Source organism: Herbiconiux moechotypicola (genome assembly GCF_024979255.1).
Taxonomy (GTDB): Bacteria; Actinomycetota; Actinomycetes; order Actinomycetales; family Microbacteriaceae; genus Herbiconiux; species Herbiconiux moechotypicola.
This window is the reverse complement of sequence record NZ_JANLCN010000012.1, coordinates 22,127-42,965: the sequence shown is the minus strand read 5'-3', so window position 1 is coordinate 42,965 and position 20,839 is coordinate 22,127. Positions and strand designations below refer to the sequence as shown.

Sequence of the window (20,839 nt, the reverse complement as noted above, 5' to 3'; positions counted from 1 at the left end):
CATTGATCCATCTTATGACGTCAGTGGGCAATCGAATTGGAGACCTCCCGAGGCGCCCGCCTACAGTCGCATCGACACAGCACCACGCAGCACCACGCATCACTCCCATCCGTCCCGCATCCCGAACCGCTGGAGCCCTCCGTGATCCGTCCCTCCTCCGCCCGCGGCGCCGCCCGCCGCACCGTGCGCCCGGCCGTGGCGCTCGCCACGCTGGCCGCCGCCGCCCTGGCCCTCTCCGCCTGTTCCGCGTCGAGCGACGCCGGCACGGGAGACGGCGACGGCTCCACGCCCATCAGCTTCCAGCTCGACTGGGTGAAGGACAGCCAGTTCTCGGGCTACTTCACCGCCGACGACAAGGGCTATTACGCCGACGCCGGCGTCGACGTGACCTTCCTCGACGGCGGCGACGTCGCCTCGACCGCCGCGGTCATCGCGGGCGGTGGCGCCCAGATCGGCGTCGTGTCGAACATGTCGCGGCTCGTCGACGCCATCAACACCGGCGCCGACCTCGTGGCCGTCGGCGCGGTCTACCAGGAGTCGCCGGCCGGCATCATGACCCTCCCCGACCGCCCGATCAGCTCCATCGACGACCTGGTCGGCCTCCGCATCGGCACCGACGAGTCGGGCACCGCCGACCTCAACACCCTCTTCCGCGTGAACGGACTCGAGCCCGACTACGAAGACGTGCGCGTCGGCTACGACGCCGCTCCCCTCTTCGACGGCCAGATCGACGCCTACTACGCCTACGTCACCAACCAGCCGATCCCCTACCTCCTGCAGGGCATCGACGTGAACACCATCACCTTCGCCGACCTCGGCTTCGAGTCGTACGCGGGCCTCATCGTGACCACTCGCGAGTTCCTCGACGCGAACCCGGATGCGGTGGCGGGCTTCGTGAGCGCCAGCCAGAAGGGCTGGGACGACGCGGTCGCCGACCCCGAGGCCGCCGTGGCCCTCACCCTCGGCAGCTACGGCACCGACCTCGGCCTCGACGAGGAGTCGGAGGTGGCCTCCCTCACCGCCATCGCTGGACTCGTGCAGAGCGACTACACCGCGGAGCACGGGCTGCTGGCCCTCGACCCCGAGGCCATCTCGGGCCCGATGTACGACGCGCTCACCGCATCCGGGGTCACCGAGCTGCCCGACCCGGCCACCGCGTTCGACACGACGCTCGTGCCCGCGCCGGCCGCCGAGTAGCCGAGTAGCCGAACCCGAGTCACCCACCCGACAGGATCCACCATGCACGGCCTCGAACTCTCCGGCGTCAGCAAGCGCTTCACCACCCGCTCCGGTGTGGTGCACGCCCTCGACGACTTCACCCTCGCGGTGGAGGACGGGGAGTTCGTGGCCGTGCTCGGGCCGTCGGGATGCGGCAAGTCGACCGCGCTGCGGATCGCGGCCGGGCTCGACACGGCCGACTCGGGCACCGTGACGGTGGCGGGCGACAGCCCCGAGCGCCTCGTGGCCTCGGGCGGGCTCGGCGTGGCCTTCCAGGACAACGCGCTGCTGCCCTGGCTGAGCGTGCGCGCCAACGTGGAGCTGCCCTACAAGCTCGCCGGGCGTCCCGTCGACCGCGCCCGGGTGGACTCCCTCATCGCGCTCGTCGGCCTGGCCGACTTCGGCGGCGCCAAGCCCGCGCAGCTCTCGGGCGGCATGCGCCAGCGCGTCTCCATCGCCCGCTCGCTCGTGCTCTCGCCGCGGGTGCTGCTGCTCGACGAGCCGTTCGGGGCCCTCGACGCCGTCACCCGGCACCGCCTCAACGTGGAGCTCGGGCGCATCCTCGACGAGGAGCGGTCGACGAGCCTGCTCGTGACCCACTCGGTGGAGGAGGCCGTCTTCCTCGCCGACCGCGTCGTGGTGATGACCGGCCGGCCGGGCCGGGTGAAGCTCGACGTGGCCGTGCCGTTCGGGCGGGGCCGCTCCAAGAGCGTGCTGCAAGACCCGGCGTTCCTCTCGCTCGTGGGCGAACTCACGGCGGCGCTCGACGCCGACGACAGCGAGACCGGCTCCGGCGCCGGCCCGGGCACCTCGTCGGCCGGGACCGCCGCGTGAGGTCGCCGTCGGGCGCACTCTCGCGCATCGTGCTGCCGATCGCCGGGGTCGTGGTGCTGATCGCCTTCTGGCAGCTCGCCGGCACCACGCAGCTACTCGGCCGCTCGGTGCCGCCGCCCACCGAGGTGCTCGCGGCCCTGGCCGAACGCGGTGACGTGCTCTGGCGGGCGACACTCGCCACCAGCCAGCGCGCCCTCGTCGGTGGTCTCATCGGGTACGCGATCGGGCTCGTGCTGGCCTCGATCACCGCGTGGTTCCCACGCTCGACCACTCCGCTCGTGCGCACGACGGTGCTCATCAACGCCATCCCCATCGTGGCGATCGGTCCCGTGCTCATGACCGGGGCGGCCAGGCCCTTCATCCCCGAGATCTTCGCGGCGCTCTCGGTGCTGTTCAGCACCACGCTCGCCACGAGCGACGGGTTCCGCACCGTGAGCCGGGCCGGGCGTGACGTGTTCCGGGTGTTCGGGGCGACCCGGCTGCAGCGGTTCGTGCGGCTCGAAGCGCCCTCCGCGCTGCCGATGGCCGCCGACGCGCTGCGGCTGGCCGTGCCCGCCGCCATCCTGGGCGCCATCCTCGGCGAGTGGTTCGGGGCCGAACGCGGGCTCGGCGTGGTGATGGTCTCCTCGATGCGCAACGTGCAGTACGGGCAGCTCTGGGCCGCCGCGCTCATCACCGTGCTCGTGTCGGTGGTGTTCTACGCCCTGGCCACGTTGCTCGAGAAGAGCGCCACCCGCCGGTTCGGGCGCACCGGCGAGACGCCCTCGGCGGTGCCCGCGCTCTCGCGGGGGCTCGCGACGGTCATCGGCATCGCCATCCCGCTCGCGCTCGTCGTGGCGTGGCAGCTGTGGGTGCTGCTCGGGCGCGTGCCGCTCATCGTCGCACCGCAGCCGCTGCAGGTGGTGGCCGCCCTCGGCGACGGCGCGCTCGACCTGCTCGCCGCGGCCGGGCTCACCACGCTCTCCGCCCTCGGCGGTCTGCTCTGCGGCGCGCTCGTGGGGCTCGCGCTCGCGGTCGTCGTGACCCTCGTGCCCTGGCTGGCGTCGATGCTGTCGCCGCTCGCGCTCGTCATCCCGACGGTGCCGATCGTGGTGTTCATCCCGGTGATCGGCGGGATGCTCGGCTACGGCATGCAGACCGTGTTCGCGTCGTGCGTACTGATGGCGTTCTTCCCGCTCTACGTGCTCGCGCTCTCGGGGCTGCGGGCGCGGCCCCTCGGCAGCGACGACCTGTTCAGCGTGTACGGCGCCGGGCGGGTGAAGCGGCTGGTGCGGCTGGCGCTGCCGGCCTCGGTGCCGTCGCTGCTCGTGGCGATCCGGCTCGCCGCCGCGAACTGCTTTCTCATCGCGCTCTCGGCCGAGTGGCTGATGGGCGAGGGCGGCCTCGGGCGGGTGTTCAGCGAACGCCGGGTGATGCTCGACACCGCCGGCTCGTGGGCCGCCGTGGCGGTGGCGATCGTGCTGTCGGTGCTCGCCTACGCGGGCGCCGCGCTGCTGGAGAAGAAGCTGCTGGCGAGGTGGGGCGCGTGAGCGGGCGCGAGCTGCGGGCGCTGCCGAAGGTGCACGCGCACGTGCACCTCGACGGCTCCTACCCGCTGGCGGCCGTGCAGGCGCTCGCCGCGCGTCAGGGCGCCGACTTCGAGGTGCCCGATTCCTTCCCCGATGTGTGGGACTTCTTCGAGGCCTACGGCACCGTGCCCGAGCTCGTGCGCTCACTCGACGACCTCGCCGGGCTCTGCCGCGCGCTGGTGCACGCCGAGGCGGCGCTCGGGGTGCTCTACCTCGAGCCCGCGATCGAGCCGCAGCTCTACGCACGCCGCCTGGGCGGCATCGACACCGTCGCCCGCACCATGGTCGACGCCCTCGCGCAGGGCGCCGAGGAGGCGGGCATCGAGGTGGGCGCGAACCTCACCGTCAACACCGACCAGGACGAGCCGATCGCCCTCGAGCTCGCCCGCACGGCAGCGGCGCTGGCCGGGCCGGGCGTGTCGGGTGGCACGGGCACCGGCTTCTGGCGCGGCGTCACCGCCCTCGGCACGGCCGGCTTCGTCGAGCCCGCGGGTCTCGCCCGCTTCGTGCCCGTGGCCCGCATCGCCCAGGACGCCGGGTTGCAGATCGTCTCCCACGCCGGCCAGACCGGCGGGCCCGACAGCATCCTCGAGGCCCTCGACGTGCTGGGCGCCACCCGGCTCTCGCACGGCGTGCGCGCCGTCGAGAGCGACGAGCTCGTCGCCCGGCTCGCCGAGCAGCACATCGTGTGCGACATCTGCCCCGTCTCGAACGTGCGGCTGGGTGTGAGCGAGAGCCTCGCCGCGCATCCCGGCCCCCTCCTCATCGCGGCGGGGGTGCCCGTCACCCTCAACGCCGACGACCCGCTCTGGTTCGGGCACTCGGTGCTCGACCAGTGGCGGATCGCCCGCGAGGTGTGGGGGCTCGACGACCGCCGGCTCGCGGGTGTCAGCTCCGGCGGCATGCTGCTGCCCGGCATGTCGCCGCGCACCCGCTCCGTGTACCGCGACTCGCTCGCCGCCTGGTTCACCGCCGCGCCCGGATGACGTGACGGAGGCGGGCCGCGCGCCCGCGCATCCGTCACCCCCTTCATCCGTCACGACCAGAGGACCACCATGACACGCATCCACCTCGGCGCCTTCGAGATCAACGGCGTCAACCTCACCAGCCAGGGCCTGTGGGCCCATCCCGAGACCCAGACCCACCGCTACACCGACATCGACTACTGGATCGACCTCGCCCGCCTGCTCGAGAGCGGCGGCTTCGACTGGCTGTTCTTCGCCGACTCCTACGGCTACCCGAGCATCGACGGGGCGACGCCCGACGTGGCGTTCGAGCAGGCCGCCGAGATCCCCAAGAACGACCCGATGCTGCTCATCCCGGCGCTCGCCGCGGCCACCGAGCGGCTCTCCTTCGCGGTCACCACCTCCACCACCTTCGAGGCGCCCTACGCCAACGCGCGCCGCTTCGCCACGCTCGACCACCTCACCCGCGGGCGCATCGCGTGGAACGTGGTCACCACCACGAGCACCGTGGTGCGCGACCTGTTCGGGCACGAGCGGTTCGTGCCGCACGACGAGCGCTACGCCATCGCCGAGGAGTACCTGCAGCTGAGCTACCAGCTGTTCGAGGGCTCGTGGGACGACGACGCCGTGGTCGCCGACAAGCAGGCGAGGCTCTACGCCGACCCGGCGAAGGTGAGGCCTGTCTCGCACCACGGCACCTACTTCTCGGTGGAGGGGTACTTCAACTCCGAGCCGTCGCCGCAGCGCACCCCGGTGATCTTCCAGGCCGGGGCCTCGCCCGCGGGCATGGCGTTCGCCTCGCGCAACGCCGAGGTCGTGTTCCTGCAGGGCGCCGACGCCGCGTCGCTCACGCGGCAGGTGGCCGACATCAGGGCGCGCGCCGTGGAGGCGGGGCGCACCGCCGGGTCGATCAAGACCGTCGTGGGACTCTCGGCGGTGGTCGGCACCGACCGCGCCGACGCGCAGCGCAAGCTCGACGACTACCTCTCCTACGTGAACGAAGACGCCGTGCGGGTGTACTTCGCGCAGATGACCGGCATCGACCTCGCCGCGCTCGACCCCGAGACCGAGGTGTCGTCGCTGTCGACCGAGCAGAGCCGCACCCAGGTCTCCCGCTACAACGGCAAGACGGCGGCCGAGGCGTTCAGCGACTTCGTACGGCACGGGATGCGCGAGTTCATCCTGTTGGGCACGGGCGCCGAGATCGCGGAGCAGATGGTGCGGCTGGCCGAGGAGACCGGGGTCGACGGGTTCAACTACACGCCGTTCGTGTCGCCGGGGTCGTACCGGGAGTTCGTGGAGCACGTGGTGCCCGAGCTGCGGGCGCGCGGGGTGCTGGGGGATGCGGGCGGCACGGATGCGCGGCGCGGCGTCACCTTCCGCGAGCGGCTCTTCGGCGAGCGCCGCCTGCCGGCCGACCACCCGGCCGCTGCGGCCCGGCGCGTGCCGACGCGCGCATCCTGAACCCGACCCGCGCATCCCGGACCCTCGCCACCCCGACCTGGAAGAATCACCCCATGACCTACCTCGCCGACCCCACCCGGTACGACTCGTTCCCCTATCGCCGCTCGGGGCGCAGCGGCCTCAAGCTGCCCGCCGTCTCGCTCGGGCTGTGGCAGAACTTCGGTGACGACTCCCCCATCGACACCCAGCGCGCCATCCTGCGCCGGGCGTTCGACTCGGGCGTGACGCACTTCGACCTGGCCAACAACTACGGCCCGCCCTACGGCAGCGCCGAGGCCAACTTCGGCCGCATCTTCGCCGAGGACTTCGCGCCCTACCGCGACGAGATCGTGCTCTCCACCAAGGCGGGCTACGACATGTGGCCGGGCCCCTACGGCGAGTGGGGTTCGCGCAAGTACCTGCTCGCCTCGCTCGACCAGTCGCTCGCGCGCCTCGGCGTCGACTACGTCGACGTGTTCTACTCGCACCGAGCCGACCCCGACACGCCGCTCGAGGAGACCATGGGCGCGCTGCACACGGCGGTGCAGTCGGGCCGGGCGCTCTACGCGGGCATCTCGAGCTACTCCCCCGAGCGCACACGGGAGGCGGCGGCGATCCTGGCCGACCTCGGCACGCCGCTGCTCATCCACCAGCCCTCGTACTCGATGTTCAACCGCTGGATCGAGGACGGCCTCCTCGACACCCTCGGCGAGCTGGGCGTCGGCTGCATCGCCTTCTCGCCGCTCGCGCAGGGGCTGCTCACCGACCGCTACCTCGGCGGCGTGCCCGAGGGCTCGCGGGCGGCCCGCAACGGCTCGCTCGGGCAGCGGATGCTCACGCCCGAGACGCTCGACCGCGTGCGCGGGCTCGACGCCATCGCGAAGGAGCGCGGTCAGTCGCTCGCGCAGCTCGCGCTGTCGTGGGCGCTGCGCGACGAGCGGGTGACGTCGGTGCTCATCGGCGCCTCGTCGGTGGGGCAGCTCGACGACAACCTCGCGGCGGTGCAGAACCTCGAGTTCACGGCCGAGGAGCTCGCGCGCATCGACGAGCTCGCCGGCGACCGCGACATCAACCTCTGGGCGCCCTCCAGCGCGGTCTGACCCTCGGAGCGCTCCCGCGAGCGGTCGCAGGCCCTACGATCGAGGTGGCACCGGACAGGGTGCCGACAGCACGAACCCCCGGTGGCGCGGCGATTGCGCCACCGGGGGCGTGCGGGCGGCCGGTGCGGGCGGCCGATGCGGCCCGGGGCCTGGCTACAGCCGCGGTGCGGTGCCGGCGAGGGCCCCCGGGAAGTACCGGCCCGTGATGAGGCCCGCATCCAGCGCCGCCGCGTTCGCCGCGTCGGCCGCGTCCTTCTCGCGCTGCACCTTCTCGGGGTCGCGGCGGAGCGACGCCTTCTGCTCGAGCAGCACCGCCTCCACGGCCTCGTAGGGCACCTCGCGCGGCTGCTCGTGCCGCAGCGCCGCCTGGCTCGCGAGCGCACCGGCCGCGTGCCCGATGCCCATCGCGCCGCCCTGCGTGCGGAGCGAGCCGTGCGCCTCGTGCGTCGCCGAGATGGCGCGGCCCGCCATGACGAGCCCGTTCAGCCGCACGGGGATGAGCGTGCGCAGCGGGATGTCGTACGAGTCCTCGGGATCGGCCCAGACGCCACCGCCCTGGTACCCCTCCTTGCCCTTGAGGTTGTGGATGTCGACCGGGAAGTACCCGCGTGCGATCACGTCGTCGAACTTGCGGCCGTGCAGCACGTCCTCGCCCGTGATGACGTACTCGCCGGTGATGTGGCGCGACTCGCGGATGCCGATCTGCGTGCCCGTGCCCGCGAGGTAGGCGTTCTCGAAGCCCGGGATGTGCTTCACGATGAACTCCGACAGCGACATCACCTGCCGGCGCCCGTCGATCTCGCCCGCCGTGAGCGACTCGGCCGAGCGGCCGTCGACGCCCGCGATACGGGTGGAGTTGAAGTGCACCAGCCCCGGATGCGTGGTGGTGAGGAACAGGATCGAGTCGCGCCCGAGGTAGAGCTCCTCGCTCGCGAGACCCTGCGCCACCAGGTCGAGGAAGCCCTGCCCCACGAAGTGCTGCTGCTGCAGCTTCTCCGAGAACGGCTGCAGCGCCACCATCTCCGACGCCCACTCGAAGTTGTCGAGGTTGTCGTCCATGTAGGCCTTGAGCTTCTCGGTGTCGACGTTGGCCATGTCGAACATGAGCGTCGACGGCTGCGAGACGCCGTGGTCGTTGCCGACCGTGTGCTCGGCGCCGGCGATCGCGGCCACGTCGCCGTCGCCCGTGGCGTCGACCACGACCGAGGCGCTGTAGACGGTCTTACCCGACTTGTTGGCCACCTCCACGCCCGTGACGGTGTCGCCGTCGACGACCACGTCGGAGATGAAGGAGTGGAACAGGATGTCGACCCCCGCCTCCTGCAGCATCTGGATGGCGGTCCACTTGTAGTGCTCGCGGTCGTAGAAGCCGAGGTAGGCGCCGCTGCCGTGCGGGTTGGTGCAGCGCAGGTGACCCGTCGAGCCGCCGGCCTGGCGCATCCGCTCGACGAACTCCTCGGGGATGCCCGCGATCACCCGCTCGTCGCCGAAGTGCATCGGCGAGATGGGCCCGAGCCAGGCCGAGGTGGCCATGCCGCCGACGAAGCCGTACTTCTCGATGAGCAGCGTGCGGGCGCCCGCGCGGCCGGCGGAGATCGCCGCGATGAAGCCCGACGGTCCGCCTCCGCAGACGATGACGTCGTAGTTCGTGGTCATGGGGTGGTGTGCCTTTCTACTTGGAGTTGAAGTCGGTGGCGACCTGCGTGAGGGTCTCCGACGCGTCGGCGCCCTCGAACACCACGCGCTGAGCGCCCGTCACCAGCGAGTCGGAGAGCTCGCTGAAGTTCTCGGCCACCGGGTTGGGCCGGCCGTGCTCGAGGATGTAGTCGCGCCAGCCGGCGAGCTCCGCCGCGTTGGGCAGCTCCTGCACCGCGGCCGACTCGTACACGCTCGAGAGCACCGGCAGCACGCCCGCCGCGGCGAACGCCTCCTGCGACTGGGCCGAGGTGTAGTACTGGATGAAGTCCCACGCCGCCGCCTGGTCGCTCGCGTTCGCGCCGATGGCGAGGGTCTGCCCGGCCACCGGGGTGTCGAGCGGGGTCGAGGCGTCGTCGGAGACCATCGGCACGGTCTGCAGGTTCTCGCCGATGCCGTCGCCCGATCGGGCGGCCGCCACGCGGTAGGAGCCCTCGATCGCCATCGCGATCGTGCCGGCCTTCACGCCGTTCACCACCTCGTCGGCGCCCATGCTGAGCACCTCGTCGCCGAAGGCGCCCTCGTCTTTGAGCTGGGTGAAGTAGTCCATGGTGGCCACGCCCGCGGCGTTGTCGAACACGGCCTCGCCGTCGTCGAGGATCTCGCCGCCGTTGCCCCAGGTGAAGGGGATGAACTTCTCCATGAAGTCGGCGCCGAGGCCCGCGTTCGAGAATCCGATGCCGAGACCGGTCACGCCGGTCTTCTGCAGCGCCGCCGCGGTGGTGCCGAGCTCGTCGAGCGTGGTGGGCACGCTGAGGCCCGCCTGCTCGAGCAGATCGGCGCGGTACCAGAGCAGCCAGGCCCTGATCTCCCACGGCATCGCCATGATCTCGCCGTCGAAGGTGACGCCGTCGACCGGGAAGAGGAAGTCGTCGCCGAGCTCGTCGAGCACCGGCTGCGCGTACTCCGTCATGGGCAGCACGGTCTTGGCCGCGACGTGGGTGGGCAGCTGGTTGGAGTAGACGTTCAGGATGTCGGGACCCGAGCCGGACGCGGTGGCCTTGATGACCTCGGCGTCGAGCTTGGCGTAGTTGATCGACCTCACGGTCACGGTCACGCCGTCGCTCTGGGCGTTGTAGTCGTCGACGATCTGCTTGAGCGCGGCGCCGCGGGGGTCGTCGGCGCTGGCCGGGTCGATGAAGGTCCAGAACTCCAGTTCGGTCGAGCCGTCTCCGGTGTCGGAGGAGCCGCCGGCGCAGCCTGCGGCGGTGACGGCGAGGGTCGCGGCGAGGATGCCAGCCGCGGCGTTGCGGATGATGCCTCTTCTCATGGGGAGAGCCTTTCGGTGTGTGGTTGCGGGAGGACGGGTGTCAGCCCTTGGTCGCGCCGGCGGACAGTCCGGCGACGATTCTGCGTTCCATCAGAACGAAGACGAGAATGATCGGGATGATCGTGACGACGACGGCCGCGGTCAGCTGACCCCAGACCACGCCGTACTGCGAGAGGTAGTTGTAGAGACCGACGGCCACGAGACGCTTGTCGTCGGTGGAGATCATGGTCGAGGCGATGAGGAAGTCGTTCCACACGTAGATGAACGAGATCACCGCCGCCGCCGCGATGCCCGGCACCGCGAGCGGGAAGATGAGCTGCACCATCACGCGCCAGTGCGACGCGCCGTCGACCCGGCCCGCCTCCTCGATGGAGTCGGGGATGGATTCGAAGAAGCCCTTGAGCATCCAGATCACCGTCGGGATCTGCCAGGCCGTGTAGATGATGACCATGACGGCGTAGGTGTCGTACAGCCCGAGGCTCACCGCGAGGAAGTACAGCGGCACCAGGATGGCGATGCCGGGGATCATGCTCGTCATCAGGATGAGGAACATGCTCGTGGTCTTGCCCCGGAAGCGGAACCTGGCCGCGGCGTAGGCGCCGAAGATGGCGATGACGATGGTCGCGATCACGGTGAGCCCCGCCACCAGCAGCGTGTTGCCGAGGTAGAGCGGGATCTTCGACTCGAACAGCACCAGCCGGTAGTTCTCGAAGGTGAACTGCGCGGGGATCCAGCCCTGGTCGCTGAGCGTGGCGCTCTCGGACTTGAACGAGGTGCTGAGGCCCCACAGGAGCGGCAGGATCGCGAACAGCGACGCGGCCACGAGTGCCACGTAGATGAGCGGGTTGGTGCGCTTCTTCCCCCGGCGTCTAGTCATTCTTCTCACTCCTCAGCAGACGGATGTAGGCGGCGCCGAACAGCACGTTGAAGGCGAACAGCACCACGCTGTAGGCGGCGCCGAGCCCGAGGTTGAAGAACTCGAAGCTCTCCTTGTAGGCCGAGAGCGAGAGCACGTTGGTGCCGTCGAGCGGGCCACCGCCGGTGAGCGTGTAGACCAGGGTGACCATGTTGAAGTAGAGCAGCGTGAGCTGGATCGCCACGACGAACAGGGTGGGCTTCATGAGCGGGAGCGTCACCTGCATGAAGCGGCGGAAGGGCCCCGCGCCGTCGACCTCGGCGGCTTCGCGCAGCTCTTCGGGAATGGTCTGCAGTGATGCCAGGCAGAGGATGGTGGCCAGCGGGTAGCTGATCCACACGTTCACCACGATGAGCAGCACCATCGCGAGCACGGGGTTGGCGAGGAAGTCGATGCGGTTGCCGAACACGTCGCCGAGCCCGAGTGCGCCGTAGTCGGGGTTCACCAGCCACTTCCACAGCAGCGCCGCGACGGTCTGCGACACCACCCAGGGCAGCAGGATGAGGATGCGGAACACGCGCCGGAAGCGCACCTGCTGGTTGAGCAGGTTGGCGAGTCCGAGACTGAGCGGCACCGCGATGAGCAGCGAGCCCACCACGTAGATGAGCGAGCGCCCGATCTGGGCCAGGCCCTCGGGGGTGGTGAAGATGGGGAGGAAGTTGTCGAGCCCGATGAAGTCGCCCACCTGCATGTAGCTGGTCTCGTGCAGGCTGAGGTTGATGGCGTAGACGATCGGGAAGATCGACACGATCGCGACGACGGCGATCGACGGGATGATGAGGCCCCAGGAGAGGCCGGCGGGCGAGTTGCCCCCGACGCCGCCGCGGCCTCGGCGCTTCTTGGTGGGCGGTGCGGGGGGCGTCGACCGGGACTGCCGGCCGGGCGTGTTCTGCCCCGGGCCGGGACCGCCCGGCTCGGGGCGGCGGGCACGGGTGTCCGCCTCGGGATGGACTGCGGTGGCCATCGGTGTCTCCAGACTGGTCGGGATCAGTGGAAGGTGGGGGTGGCCTCTCGGGCCAGCACGGCGTCGATGCGCTCGGTGAGCGCGGCGTCGGGGGCGTCGATCGCCATGCGGCAGTGCGCCTCGTCGATGACGCCCTGGCGTTGCAGCGAGAGCTTGAGTCCGGCGATGCTCGGGCCGATCACCGGCACGATGCGGTTCACGACCTCGGCGAGCTCGTCGACGCGGGCTGCGTCGCCCGCGCGCACCGCCTCGACCAGGGCCACGAACGGCGCCGGGAACGACGAGGAGACCCCCGAGACGATGCCGTCGCCGCCCGCCGCGAGCACCTCGCGCAGCAGGCCGTCGTTGCCGGAGAGCACGGTGCGGGGCGACGTGAGTGCCGCGACCAGGCCGGCCAGGTAGTCGGTGCCGGCGATCGAGATCTTTGCCCCGGCGAGGTCGTACTCGTCGATCAGGCCGGCGGCATCCGTGGGGCTCACCTGGATGCCGGTGCGGTCGGGAAAGAGATAGAGGAAGATCTCGGCGTCACCCGCGATGCTCGTGGCGGCCTGGATCTGCTCGCGCACGCCGTCGATCGACGACGGCATGTAGAAGGGGGTGAGCACCGAGAGTCGCTCGACGCCGAGCTCGAGCGCGTCGTCGGTGAGCAGGCGGGTCTCGTAGGGGGAGGCAGCGCCGACGTGGGCGATCACGCGCTGCGGGCCCGCCACGCGCACCGCCTCGGCGAGGGTGGTGCGGCGCTCGTCGACCGAGAGGGCGGCGAACTCCGCGGTGGTGCCGTTGACGAAGATGGCGTCGACACCGGCGCCGATGGCGTGCTCGAAGATGCGCACCGTGGAGGCGAGGTCGATCGCCCCGGTGCGGTCGAACGCGGTCGGCGTCGCGGTGATGAGGGCGGCGTCGGTCATGAGGGGGAGCCTTTCTGAGGGGAGGGACGCGACGAGTCTTCGGGGAAGGTGTCGCCGAGGGTGCTGCGCGCGAAGGCGCTCACGAGGCGGGAGCGCGAGCCGAGCAGGTGCTCCTGCAGGCTCACGGTGGCCTTGTCGATCTCGCCGTCGAGCGCCTGCCGGTGGATCTCGACGTGCGACTCGTAGGAGGGCCCGAGGTCGATGTCCTCGGCCGTGGTGAGCTCGAGCAGCACCGCGAAGGTGGGCTCGTACTGCTGCCACACCCGCTGCAGCCGCCGGTGGTCGGCGATGGCGTAGAAGCTGGCGTGGAAGGCCATGTCGGCGTGGGCGAAGGTGAGGTGGTCGCGCTCGGCGGCGGCGGCGTGCATGGCGGCCAGCGGGGCGAGCGCGAGGTCCCAGCTCTCACGGGGCGCGGTGGCGGTGAGACGCAGCGCCGCCACCTCGATCGCCTCGCGCACCGTGTAGAGCTCGTCGATGTCGTGTGTTGTGAGTCCCCGCACGAACACCCCGCGGCGGCGGTTCTCGACCAGGCCCTCGATCTCGAGCTGGGCGAGCGCGTCGCGGATGGGGCCGCGGCTCACGTCGAAGGTGGTGGAGAGCTGCGACTCCACGAGGTGCGTGCCCACCGGGAGCTTGCCGGTGATGATGAGCACGCGCAGCTGCTCGAGCACCTGGTCGCCGAGCACCTTGGCACGCGGGGCGATGATGCTGCCCGCCAGGCTGTCGAAATCGTCCACCCTCAACTCCATCGTTGTTCGTCGTTCACCGATAACGGTTAACCGTTGACGACGATCATGCGGGAAACGTTTTCTCGTGTCAAGAGCCGATCTCGAACTGCACCCGTCGGCCGACGGGGCCGCGTCAGACGTTCAGGCGCGGAGCGAGCTGGCGCGCACGACGAGGTCGGTGGTGAGCAGCTCCTGTGCGGTCGGGGGCACGGGCCCCGCCCCCGCGGCGGCACGGATGCGCGCCACGAGAAGTTCGGCGGCGCGTTCGCCGATGCGGTAGGCGGGCTGGGCGATGACGGTCATCGCGGGTTCGATGAAGGGCGCCCACGGGGCGTCGTCGAACACCACCATGCCGAGGTCGATCCCCACCCGCAGCCCGCGCTCGCGCACGGCCTCGAGCACGCCGAGCGCCATCGGCGCGTTCGCGACGAACAGCGCATCGGGCCGGTCGGCCGGTTCTGCGGCGTCGAGCAGCTCGGCCGCCGCCGCCCGACCGCCCGCCTGGCGGAAGGGGCCGCGCGCCACGAGCGGCTGGACCTCGCGCGGTGCCGCGCCGAGCGCCGCGAGATACCCGGCGAGCCGCTGCTCGGCCGTCGCTGCGTCGAGGGGGCCGGTGATGCACCCGGGGCGCACCCAGCCGGCGGCGAGCAGGTGCTCGGTGGCGAGGCGCGCTCCGCCCACCGACTCGACCATCACGGAGTCAAACGCGCCCCGCGCATCCGGTCGCGTTTCCCCCTCGCGCGGCCCCGCGACCGGCCCGAGCGGGCGGTCGATCACCGTGAGCGGGATGCCCGCGGCGACCAGCCGCGACACGTCGGTTCCCGCGCTGTGCGGCGAGATGATGACGCCGGCCACCTGCTCCTGCTCGGCGACGCGCAGGTAGGTGGCCTCCTTCTCGGGCTGTTCGTCGGCGTTGCAGAGCAGCACCGAGTAGCCGTTGCGCTGGGCGACGTCTTCGACGCCGCGGGTCACCGCCGTGAAGAACGGGTTCGACACGTCGCTGATGACGAGCGCGAGCACGTCGGTGGACTGGCGCCGGAGATTGCGGGCGATGCCGTTCGGGCGGTAGCCGAGCCGGTCGGCGGCCTCGCGCACGCGGTCGACGAGCTCGGGGTTCACCGTCGGGTGGTTGTTGAGGGCGCGCGACACGGTGGCGATCGAGACCCCCGCCTCGCGCGCCACGTCGCCGATCTTCACCATGCACGAATCCTAGCGAGAGAACGTTTACTTGACCGGGTAAACGATTTCTGAGAGGGTGTCCCCATGACAACGTCGTACACGCTCCCCACCGTCGCCGACCGCGGCACGGTCGCCCCGAAGACCGCCTATCTGCTCGCCAGCGGCGACCTCCGCGAGTCGGCCAACACGGCCGGCTGGCCCACCCAGGTCGCCCTCGAAGCGGCCATCACCGGCGCCCTCGCCGAGCTCGGCTGGAGCGTCGTGCGCGCCAACCCCGTCGACCCGGCCACCGGCCACGGCTTCATCTCGAGCCAGCGCATGGGCCTCGAGGTCTTCAAGTCCATCCCGGCCGACGCCCCGCTCATCGTCGCTGAGGCCGTGTGGCAGTACAGCCACCACGTGCTCGCCGGGCTCCGCACCCACCGGGGTCCCATCCTCACCGCGGCGAACTTCGCCGGCGACTGGCCCGGGCTCGTCGGCCTCCTCGGCCTCAACGCGGGCCTCACCAAGATGGGCACGCCCTACTCCACCGTGTGGAGCGTCGACTTCACCGACGACTGGGCGCGCGACCGGGTGCGCGAGTGGGTGGAGACCGGCCGCATCGTGCACGACGACTCGCACGTGCATCCGCTGCCCTCGCTCGACGAGCTGGCGGCCTCGGGCGAGAGCGACACCGCGGCCGGCGCCGCCGTCGAGCTCGGCACCGCGCTCGCCCACCAGCTGCAGACCGACAAGGCCATCATCGGCGTGTTCGACGAGGGCTGCATGGGCATGTACAACGCCATCATCGACGACGAGCTGCTCAACACCCTCGGCATCTACAAGGAGCGCCTCTCGCAGAGCGCCCTGTTCGCCGAGATGCAGCGGGTCGACGACGCCGAGGCCGAGGCCGTCGGCCGCTGGCTCGCCGAAGCCGGCATGACCTTCGTGACCGGCACCGACGAGGCCACCGAGCTCACCGAGCGCCAGCTGATCGAGCAGCACAAGATGTACATCGCCGCCCTTCGCATCAGCGACGACTTCGGGCTCGACGCCGTGGGCATCCAGTACCAGCAGGGCCTCAAAGACCTCACCCCCGCCTCCGACCTGCCCGAGGGCCTGCTCAACAACGTGGAGCGACCCCCGGTCACCTCGCGCGACGGCTCCCGCGTGCTCTGGGAGGGCCAGGCGCTCCCCCACTTCAACGAGGCCGACGAGGGCGTGGCGGCCGATGCGCTCGTCACCAACCGCGTCTGGACCGCGATGGGCCTCGACCCCGCCACCACCCTGCACGACGTGCGCTGGGGCGAGGACTACGACGGCCGCTTCGTGTGGGTGTACGAGATCTCGGGCTCGGTGCCGCCGTCGCACTTCGAGAACGGCTACGCCGACGCGGTGGGCTGGCGGCAGGATCCGGTGTTCTTCCCGGCCGGCGGCTCCACCATCAAGGGCGTGTCGAAGCCGGGCGAGATCGTGTGGTCGCGGCTCTACGTGCAGGGCGGGGCGCTGCACCTCGACATCGGCCGCGCGTCGGCGGTGGCGCTGCCGGCCGAGGAGACCGAGCGGCGCTGGCAGGCGACCAACCCCGAGTGGCCCATCATGCACGTGGTGCTGCACGGCATCAGCCGCGACCAGTTCATGGCCCGGCACAAGGCCAACCACGCGCAGGTGGCGTACGCGCCCACGGCGGCCGAGGCGGATGCGGCGCTGCTGGCGAAGGCGACCGTGTTCGCCGCGCTCGGGGTGCAGGTGCACCTGTGCGGCGACGTGGCCGTGCCGGGGGTCGGCGCGGGCGTGGCCGGCGCCAGCGGCGCGGGCGCGTGACGGCTGCAACGGGTTCGGCTCAGGCTTCCGGGGTTCCGTGTGGTGGCGGAACCCCGGTCGTGCTCGGCGTCGACGTGGGCACCTCGAGCACCAAGGGCGTGCTGGTCACCCTCGACGGCCGCATTCTTGCCAGTGCGGTGCGGGAGCACTCGGTGTCGCGCCCCGCGGCCGGGCACGTCGAGATGGACGCCGAGATCTGGTGGGAGGAGTTCGCCGGCATCGCGCGCGAGCTGATCGGTGGACCCCTCGACAGCGGCAGCGGCCCCGACGTCGACGCGATCGACGTGGTGTCGGTCGGCGTGAGCGGCATGGGTCCGTGCGTGCTGGTGGCGGATGCCGACGGAGTGCCGTTGCGCCCCGCGATCCTGTACGGGGTCGACACGCGCGCCGTCGCCGAGATCGCCGAGCTGACCACGCGGCTCGGGGGCGAGACGCCCGTGGTCGAACGGTGCGGCTCGGCGCTCTCCACGCAGGCCGCCGGCCCCAAGCTCGCGTGGATCGCGCGCCACGAGCCCGCCGTCGCCGCCACCACATCCCGCCTGTTCATGCCGAGCTCGTTCCTCGCGTTCCGCCTCACCGGCGAATACGTGCTCGACCACCACTCGGCCAGCCAGTCCACCCCGCTCTACGACACCGGGGCGCGGGAGTGGTTCGCCCCCTGGGCCGAGGTCGTGCTCGAGGGGTTCGGGCCCGGGTTCGCGCTGCCCCGCCTGCTCTGGCCGGGCGACGTGGCCGGGGTCGTGACGCCCACGGCGGCCGCCGCCACAGGCCTGCCCGCGGGCATCCCGGTGATCGCCGGCACCATCGACGCCTGGAGCGAGGCCGTCAGCGTGGGCGCGCACGAGGTGGGCGACCTCATGCTCATGTACGGCACCACCATGTTCCTCGTGAACACGCTCTCGTCGCGGGCCACCTCGGACACGCTGTGGGGAACCGTCGGCGCCTTCCCGGGCACCTACAACCTCGCCGGCGGCATGGCGACCTCGGGCGCCATCACCTCGTGGCTGCGCGGGCTCGCCGGCTCGCCGGACTACCCGTCGCTGCTCGCCGAGGCGGCCGCGTCGGGGCCGGGCGCGCGCGGGGTGCTCATGCTGCCGTACTTCGCAGGCGAGCGCACACCGATCGCCGACCCGGATGCGCGAGGCACGATCGCGGGCCTCACCCTCGACACCACGCGCGGCGACCTCTACCGCGCTGCGCTCGAGGCCACCGCGTTCGGCGTGCGGCACAACGTGGAGGAGTTTCGGGCGCAGGGCGGCGAGGTGTCGCGCATCGTCGCGGTGGGCGGCGGCACGCAGGGCGGGCTGTGGACGCAGATCGTGTCCGACATCACCGGGCTGGAGCAGGTGCTGCCGACGGCCGCGATCGGCGCGAGCCTCGGCGCCGCGTTCCTCGCGGCGTCGGCGGTGTCGGCCGCGTCGGCGGTGTCGATCGGCGAGTGGAACCCGCCGGCGGGAGTCGTGCGGCCCGACCCGGCGCTGGCGGAGTTCTACGACGCGCGCTACGCGCTCTATCGCGAGCTCTTCACCTCGACGGCGGCGCTCACCCATGCACTCGTGGCGTCGACCGCCCGCGGCGCGGCGACCTGCGGCGAATGACCGCAGATTTCCGTGACACCGGTGGCACGCCCACTGAGACCGCTCGCGGGGCCGAGTCTGGACGTCGGCTGTGGGGTGTCCCCCGAACGGCCGCTGTCGAGGGGCGCTCTGGCTCCGTAGGGTCGAGGGCATGGGGGCAGGGGTGCGGGAGGGTGTCGTGCGCGACGAGGAGCGAGGCGCCGATGCCGAGACCGCGCGGGGGCGGCGCTCGAGCCGCGATCCGGGCTCGGGGCGCGACTCGGTGCGTGTGTTGCGGCTGCGGCGGCAGATCGTGTCGCAGACGCGCCTGGTCGCGGCCGCGCTGACGCTCCCGGTGATCGCGGCGATGCTGTGGTTCGCGATCCCGCGCGGCACCTGGCCGCGCGTCGTGATCGCGTTCGTGTTCATCGCGGTGCTCTATCTCGTGGGGGCGGCTCTGCTGCGGGGCGTGAGCATCCGGCTCGCCCGCGACGGACTCGTCGAGCGCGGGTTCTTCGTGCACGACAACCGCATCTCGGCCAAGCGGATCGCCTCGGTCGTGCTGGTCGACGTCTACGCCGGCGCGAGCAGCGACACCACCCGGCAGCTCTTCCTGCTCGACGGCTCCGGGGCGCTCCTGCTCCGGATGCGCGGCGAGTTCTGGTCGGACGACTCGCTCGACGCGGTGGCCACCGCCTACCCCGTTCCCGTGCAGCGGCTCGACACCCCGATCACGGCCGACCGGCTGCGCGCCGAATTGCCCGAGCTGCTCTACTGGTTCGAGCGCTGGCCCTGGGCCGGGCGCGCGGCCGTCGCCGGCACGATCGCGGCGTTCGCCCTGATCCTCATCGCCCTCATGTCACCGTCGGTGCTCGTGGTGGCGTGAGCCCGCGCACGAAGACCACCACCTCGGGGTCTCGCCGCACCTCGGTGAACCCGACCCGCGGATAGAACGTCAGCGCTCCTGCGTTGCGGGGGTCGACCCCGAGGTGCACCCCCGACGATCCAGCCGCGGTCAGCCGCCGCACGACCTCCTCGATCAGCCGCCGCCCGAGTCCACGCCCCTGCGCCTCGGGCAGCAAGTCGATGTGCAGGTGCGACGGATACTCCGCGATCTCCGGCACCATCAGCTCTTCCGCCCAACGCTCCCGTTCGGCCGCGGCGCCGCCCCCTACGTGGGCGGCGTGACTGTCGGCCGGGGCGCCGCCCCGCCACCGTCGCGCGAACGTGGCGGTGTCGACCGTCCCGAGCGCGTAACCCACCACCTCACCCGCCGCCGTCTCGCCCACCACGGCGAGCGCCGGCTCGAGCTCGAGGTAGGGGTCGACGTAGCGGGCGACCAACTCGTCGAGATCGATCCCCGAGCCGCGCGCATCCCCTCCCGCGTCTCCGGTGCGCCGGCAGATCTCATCGATCACCCGTCGATCCGCCCCGGTGGCCGTGCGGATGCGAACCGCCCCCGGCCCGCCCGCCTCCAGCACGACCGGCCCCGGCTCCCCGCCCACGCGGCCCGGCTCCCCGCCCACGCGGCCCGCCGTCACGCCCGTGTGAGCAGCTCGACCGGCCGCGTGCGCCACTCCGCGAGCAGCTCGGTGCGCACCGTCACCCCCGAGCCCGGCCCCGTCGGCACGGCGAGACGCCCTTCGACGAGCACGAACGACTCGGTGAGGTCTTCGGCGAAGTAGCGGTCGGAAGCCGAGGTGTCGCCCGGCAGCGTGAACCCCGGCAGCCCGGCGAGCGCCACGTTGGCCGCTCGCCCCACCCCGGTCTCGAGCATGCCGCCGCACCAGACGGGCACGTCGCGGTCGAGGCAGGCGTCGTGGATGCGCACCGCCTCGAGGTAGCCCCCCACCCGGCCCGCCTTGATGTTGATGACCGAGGTGGCGTCGCGCGCGATCGCGTCGACGGCCACACCCACCGAGGTGATGGACTCGTCGAGGCACACCCGGGTGTCGATGGCCCGCGCGAGCGCCACGTGCGTGGCGATGTCTTCTTCGATGAAGGGCTGCTCGATGAGCAGCAGCCGGTAGTCGTCGAGCTGCCGCAGGTGGTCGATGTGCTCGGCGGTGTAGGCCGTGTTGGCGTCGACCTGCAGCAGCGCCCCGGGCCCGAGCAGTGCGCGCACCTCGGCGACGGGCTCGATGTCCCACCCGGGCTTGATCTTGAGCTTGATGCGGCGGTACCCCGCCTCCACGTAACCCGACACCTCGTCGAGCAGCGCGTCGATCGACGGCGCGATACCCACCGACACCCCGCAGTCGACCTCGGGCCGCACGGCCCCGAAGTATTCGCCGAAGCTGATTCCCGCCGCCCTCGTCTCGGCATCGAGCACCGCCGTCTCGAGGGCCGCCTTGGCCATGCGGTGCCCGATGACGAAGTCGAGCACCGACGCCACGTCGGAAGCCCGCACCGTGCGCGCCCGCAGCAGCGCCGGCGCGAGATAGCGCTCGATCACCTCGGCCGCACCCTGCACGTACTCGCTCGAATAGACGGGGTCGGCCATGGCGACGCACTCGCCCCAGCCCTCGCCGCCGTCGGCCGTGAGCACCCGCACCAGCAGCACGTCGCGCTCGGTCTGCCGCCCGAAGCTCGTCTCGAACGGGCGCACCAGCGGCATGCCGATGCGGTGCAGCTCCACCGCCCCGATCTCGACCGGCAGCATGCTCACACCCGCCCGACCGCGACAGCGGCG

Annotated in this window: 18 protein-coding genes; 9 read left to right on the top strand and 9 right to left on the bottom strand. The window is 71.6% G+C overall.

Annotated features, from left to right (window positions below):
• Positions 1 to 141: 141 nt before the first annotated feature.
• The 6 genes from N1031_RS16870 (at position 142) to mgrA (ending at position 7,128) form a co-directional block, all read left to right on the top strand.
• Entirely contained in the window at positions 142 to 1,197 is a 1,056-nt protein-coding gene (locus N1031_RS16870; RefSeq protein ID WP_259480934.1) for an ABC transporter substrate-binding protein, read from the top strand.
• Between the two features lie 42 nt (positions 1,198 to 1,239).
• Positions 1,240 to 2,052, top strand: coding sequence for an ABC transporter ATP-binding protein (locus N1031_RS16865; protein WP_259480933.1), 813 nt, complete (start codon positions 1,240 to 1,242; stop codon positions 2,050 to 2,052).
• Positions 2,049 to 3,581, top strand: coding sequence for an ABC transporter permease (locus tag N1031_RS16860; protein WP_259480932.1), 1,533 nt, complete (start codon positions 2,049 to 2,051; stop codon positions 3,579 to 3,581). The genes N1031_RS16865 and N1031_RS16860 overlap by 4 nt, the downstream gene beginning before the upstream one ends.
• A complete protein-coding gene (locus tag N1031_RS16855; protein WP_259480931.1) occupies positions 3,578 to 4,606 on the top strand; it encodes an adenosine deaminase family protein in 1,029 nt (342 codons plus the stop codon). Before N1031_RS16860 ends, N1031_RS16855 begins: the two co-directional genes overlap by 4 nt.
• A 69-nt stretch (positions 4,607 to 4,675) precedes the next feature.
• Positions 4,676 to 6,049 carry an NtaA/DmoA family FMN-dependent monooxygenase gene (locus N1031_RS16850; protein WP_259480930.1) on the top strand — a complete coding sequence of 458 codons (1,374 nt, stop codon included), beginning with the start codon at positions 4,676 to 4,678 and terminating at the stop codon, positions 6,047 to 6,049.
• Positions 6,050 to 6,102: 53 nt separating this feature from the next.
• Positions 6,103 to 7,128 carry an L-glyceraldehyde 3-phosphate reductase gene (mgrA, locus tag N1031_RS16845; RefSeq protein ID WP_259480929.1) on the top strand — a complete coding sequence of 342 codons (1,026 nt, stop codon included), beginning with the start codon at positions 6,103 to 6,105 and terminating at the stop codon, positions 7,126 to 7,128.
• 153 nt (positions 7,129 to 7,281) lie between these two features.
• Here mgrA and N1031_RS16840 read toward each other — a convergent pair whose 3' ends face one another.
• The 7 genes from N1031_RS16840 to N1031_RS16810 all read right to left on the bottom strand — a co-directional run bounded on the left by N1031_RS16840 (position 7,282) and on the right by N1031_RS16810 (position 14,809).
• Positions 7,282 to 8,784: an FAD-dependent oxidoreductase gene (locus N1031_RS16840; protein ID WP_259480928.1), complete on the bottom strand. Its 1,503-nt coding sequence runs from the start codon at positions 8,782 to 8,784 to the stop codon at positions 7,282 to 7,284.
• Positions 8,785 to 8,800: 16 nt separating this feature from the next.
• The gene (locus N1031_RS16835; protein ID WP_259480926.1) at positions 8,801 to 10,093 is read right to left on the bottom strand and encodes an ABC transporter substrate-binding protein; all 1,293 of its coding nucleotides are present in this window, start codon (positions 10,091 to 10,093) and stop codon (positions 8,801 to 8,803) included.
• A gap of 40 nt (positions 10,094 to 10,133) precedes the next feature.
• Positions 10,134 to 10,970 (bottom strand): carbohydrate ABC transporter permease, encoded by an 837-nt coding sequence (locus N1031_RS16830; protein WP_259480924.1) that lies wholly within the window; start codon positions 10,968 to 10,970, stop codon positions 10,134 to 10,136.
• Positions 10,963 to 11,973: a carbohydrate ABC transporter permease gene (locus tag N1031_RS16825; RefSeq protein ID WP_259480923.1), complete on the bottom strand. Its 1,011-nt coding sequence runs from the start codon at positions 11,971 to 11,973 to the stop codon at positions 10,963 to 10,965. The genes N1031_RS16830 and N1031_RS16825 overlap by 8 nt, the downstream gene beginning before the upstream one ends.
• 23 nt (positions 11,974 to 11,996) lie before the next feature.
• Positions 11,997 to 12,881: a dihydrodipicolinate synthase family protein gene (locus tag N1031_RS16820; RefSeq protein WP_259480922.1), complete on the bottom strand. Its 885-nt coding sequence runs from the start codon at positions 12,879 to 12,881 to the stop codon at positions 11,997 to 11,999.
• Entirely contained in the window at positions 12,878 to 13,618 is a 741-nt protein-coding gene (locus N1031_RS16815; RefSeq protein WP_259480921.1) for a GntR family transcriptional regulator, read from the bottom strand. The genes N1031_RS16820 and N1031_RS16815 overlap by 4 nt, the downstream gene beginning before the upstream one ends.
• Before the next feature lie 132 nt (positions 13,619 to 13,750).
• Positions 13,751 to 14,809, bottom strand: coding sequence for a LacI family DNA-binding transcriptional regulator (locus tag N1031_RS16810; protein ID WP_259480920.1), 1,059 nt, complete (start codon positions 14,807 to 14,809; stop codon positions 13,751 to 13,753).
• A gap of 63 nt (positions 14,810 to 14,872) precedes the next feature.
• Here N1031_RS16810 and N1031_RS16805 point away from each other — a divergent pair, with 63 nt between their 5' ends.
• The 3 genes from N1031_RS16805 (at position 14,873) to N1031_RS16795 (ending at position 19,033) form a co-directional block, all read left to right on the top strand.
• Positions 14,873 to 16,591 carry a fucose isomerase gene (locus N1031_RS16805; RefSeq protein ID WP_259480919.1) on the top strand — a complete coding sequence of 573 codons (1,719 nt, stop codon included), beginning with the start codon at positions 14,873 to 14,875 and terminating at the stop codon, positions 16,589 to 16,591.
• Between the two features lie 59 nt (positions 16,592 to 16,650).
• Positions 16,651 to 18,189 (top strand): FGGY-family carbohydrate kinase, encoded by a 1,539-nt coding sequence (locus tag N1031_RS16800; protein WP_259480918.1) that lies wholly within the window; start codon positions 16,651 to 16,653, stop codon positions 18,187 to 18,189.
• Positions 18,190 to 18,319: 130 nt separating this feature from the next.
• Positions 18,320 to 19,033: a hypothetical protein gene (locus tag N1031_RS16795; protein ID WP_259480916.1), complete on the top strand. Its 714-nt coding sequence runs from the start codon at positions 18,320 to 18,322 to the stop codon at positions 19,031 to 19,033.
• Here the strand turns inward: N1031_RS16795 and N1031_RS16790 are convergent.
• The gene (locus N1031_RS16790) at positions 19,002 to 19,688 is read right to left on the bottom strand and encodes a GNAT family N-acetyltransferase (protein WP_259480915.1); all 687 of its coding nucleotides are present in this window, start codon (positions 19,686 to 19,688) and stop codon (positions 19,002 to 19,004) included. The two genes, N1031_RS16795 and N1031_RS16790, sit on opposite strands and share 32 nt — an antisense overlap.
• The gene (menC, locus tag N1031_RS16785) at positions 19,685 to 20,809 is read right to left on the bottom strand and encodes an o-succinylbenzoate synthase (protein WP_259480914.1); all 1,125 of its coding nucleotides are present in this window, start codon (positions 20,807 to 20,809) and stop codon (positions 19,685 to 19,687) included. The genes N1031_RS16790 and menC overlap by 4 nt, the downstream gene beginning before the upstream one ends.
• Between the last annotated feature and the right edge of the window lie 30 nt (positions 20,810 to 20,839).

Excerpts from the sequence above, each read along its gene's own strand:
- N1031_RS16865 (WP_259480933.1), top strand. The coding sequence starts at position 1,240 with ATGCACGGCCTCGAACTCTCCGGCGTCAGCAAGCGCTTCACCACCCGC.
- N1031_RS16850 (WP_259480930.1), top strand. The coding sequence starts at position 4,676 with ATGACACGCATCCACCTCGGCGCCTTCGAGATCAACGGCGTCAACCTC.
- mgrA (WP_259480929.1), top strand. The coding sequence starts at position 6,103 with ATGACCTACCTCGCCGACCCCACCCGGTACGACTCGTTCCCCTATCGC.
- N1031_RS16840 (WP_259480928.1), bottom strand. The coding sequence starts at position 8,784 with ATGACCACGAACTACGACGTCATCGTCTGCGGAGGCGGACCGTCGGGC.
- N1031_RS16835 (WP_259480926.1), bottom strand. The coding sequence starts at position 10,093 with ATGAGAAGAGGCATCATCCGCAACGCCGCGGCTGGCATCCTCGCCGCG.
- N1031_RS16830 (WP_259480924.1), bottom strand. The coding sequence starts at position 10,970 with ATGACTAGACGCCGGGGGAAGAAGCGCACCAACCCGCTCATCTACGTG.
- N1031_RS16825 (WP_259480923.1), bottom strand. The coding sequence starts at position 11,973 with ATGGCCACCGCAGTCCATCCCGAGGCGGACACCCGTGCCCGCCGCCCC.
- N1031_RS16820 (WP_259480922.1), bottom strand. The coding sequence starts at position 12,881 with ATGACCGACGCCGCCCTCATCACCGCGACGCCGACCGCGTTCGACCGC.
- N1031_RS16810 (WP_259480920.1), bottom strand. The coding sequence starts at position 14,809 with ATGGTGAAGATCGGCGACGTGGCGCGCGAGGCGGGGGTCTCGATCGCC.
- N1031_RS16805 (WP_259480919.1), top strand. The coding sequence starts at position 14,873 with ATGACAACGTCGTACACGCTCCCCACCGTCGCCGACCGCGGCACGGTC.
- N1031_RS16795 (WP_259480916.1), top strand. The coding sequence starts at position 18,320 with ATGGGGGCAGGGGTGCGGGAGGGTGTCGTGCGCGACGAGGAGCGAGGC.
- menC (WP_259480914.1), bottom strand. The coding sequence starts at position 20,809 with ATGCTGCCGGTCGAGATCGGGGCGGTGGAGCTGCACCGCATCGGCATG.